General features: G+C 57.0%; 2 protein-coding genes. Both read left to right on the top strand.

The features are described from left to right. A partial coding sequence (gene lolA, locus RI563_RS09495) for an outer membrane lipoprotein chaperone LolA (RefSeq protein WP_310694137.1) occupies positions 1-556 on the top strand: 556 nt, incomplete at its 5' end. A gap of 193 nt (positions 557-749) precedes the next feature. Beyond that, a partial coding sequence (locus RI563_RS09490; protein WP_317622876.1) for a replication-associated recombination protein A occupies positions 750-2,068 on the top strand: 1,319 nt, incomplete at its 3' end.

Here is a 2,068-nt window from a genome sequence, read left to right as displayed (position 1 = left end):
TCAGGCCGCGCCGGCCATCGAGGACTATTTCAGCAATCTCGACAGTTTCGAGGCGCGTTTTGTCCAGAAGCTGTTCAGTCCCGAGCAGGAACTGGAAGAAGAAAGTCACGGCATCATCAAAATCAAGCGCCCCGATCGGTTTTACCTCAAATATACCCGGCCATATGAGCAGCTCTATATTGCCGATGGAAAAAAGCTCTGGTCTTACGATGTCGATCTGGAACAGATTATCGTCAAACAGCAAAAAAATCTGTTACGCGATACACCGGCGATGATTCTCAGTAGTCCCGGGGATCTGCAACGTCAATACCGGATCGAATCGTATAACGATGAAGGTAAACTGAACTGGTTTCGCCTGATTCCCCGAAGCAACGAAAACCAGTTTGAAGAGATCAACCTGGGCTTCGATGCCGAACAGATCCGTACCATGGAACTGAAAGATGGCTTTGGCCGGATTACCCGGCTGGAATTCGACGACATTCGCCGCAATCCAGCTTTTTCGGCCGAGACCTTTCGTTTTACGCCGCCGGCCGGCGTGGATGTTATCCAGCAATAAGCTGTCACGAGACGAGAATTCAGAAGTAAAGAACCACTGAATACACCGAAGACACTGAAGATAACGTTGAGCGGCAAAAATCTGTTTCAGTGTCTTCGGTGTAGTCGGTATTTCGGTGGTTGAGCGCGCTCAACTCTGCTAATAACGCCTGATAGCTCAAGACAACCTGATTACTATGTCCGATACCCCCGATATGTTCTATTCCGATAACCAGAGCGATCAGTCCGGCAGTGAGCTGGCCTGGCGGCCGCTGGCGGATCGCATGCGGCCGCAGTCACTGGATGAGATAGCCGGGCAGGGCCATTTACTGGCGCCAAACAAACCGCTGCGTCAGGCGATCGAATCGGGCAAGCTGCATTCGATGATCTTCTGGGGGCCGCCCGGCACCGGCAAAACGACGCTGGCACGGATGATCGCCCGCTATTGTGATGCCGAGTTTCTCAGCATCTCCGCAGTGTTGTCCGGGGTCAAGGAAATCCGTGCCGCCATTGCCCGCGCCCAGGAGGTACAGCAACAACAGAACCGGCCCAGCGTGCTGTTCGTCGACGAGGTGCATCGTTTTAACAAATCCCAGCAGGATGCGTTTCTGCCCTATGTGGAAAACGGCACGGTAACGTTCATCGGCGCCACGACCGAAAACCCCTCCTTTGAACTGAACAACGCCCTGTTATCCCGCGCCCGGGTCTATGTGCTCAAGGCACTGGACAGTGACGACATTCTGCAGGTGATTCAACGAGCACTGGGCGATCCGCAACGCGGGCTGGCGCAGTTGCACCTGGAAATTGCCCCCGAACTGCTGCAGCGACTGGCCGAGGCGGCCGATGGCGATGCCCGACGCGCGCTTAATTTGCTGGAAATTGCGACCGAACTGGCCGAGGAAACAGATGGCCGCGCCCGGATCACGGAGCAGACCCTGGCCGAAGTGCTGGGCAGTGGCCTGCGCCGTTTCGACAAGCAGGGCGAGGCGTTTTACGATCAAATCTCCGCACTGCATAAGTCCGTGCGCGGTTCGGATCCGGACGCCGCGCTGTACTGGTTCGTGCGCATGATCGACGGCGGCTGCGATCCGCTTTACATTGCGCGGCGTGTGGTGCGCATGGCGAGCGAGGATATCGGCAATGCCGATCCGCGCGCACTGACGATCGCGCTGCACGCCTGGGATGTCCAGGATCGGCTCGGCAGCCCCGAAGGCGAACTGACCATCGCCCAGGCGGTGATCTATATGGCCTGTGCGGCCAAGAGCAATGCCGTCTATACCGCCTTCAACCAGGCCCGGGCAGATGTCCAGCAGGCCGGTTCGGACGAAGTTCCCATTCATCTGCGTAACGCCCCGACCCGCCTGATGAAAGAGCTGGGTTACGGCAAGGCCTACCGTTACGCCCATGATGAACCCGAAGCCTACGCTGCTGGCGAGACCTATTTTCCCGAGAGCTTCGGCGAGCGACGCTATTATTATCCGGTGGATCGCGGCCTGGAGATCAAGATCGCCGAAAAGCTGGCCCATTTACGCGA

The organism is Thiohalophilus sp. (assembly GCF_031581315.1).
Classification (GTDB): Bacteria; Pseudomonadota; Gammaproteobacteria; order UBA6429; family Thiohalophilaceae; genus Thiohalophilus.
Note: the sequence above shows the minus strand (reverse complement) of the source record. Positions and strands in the feature narration are given on the sequence as shown.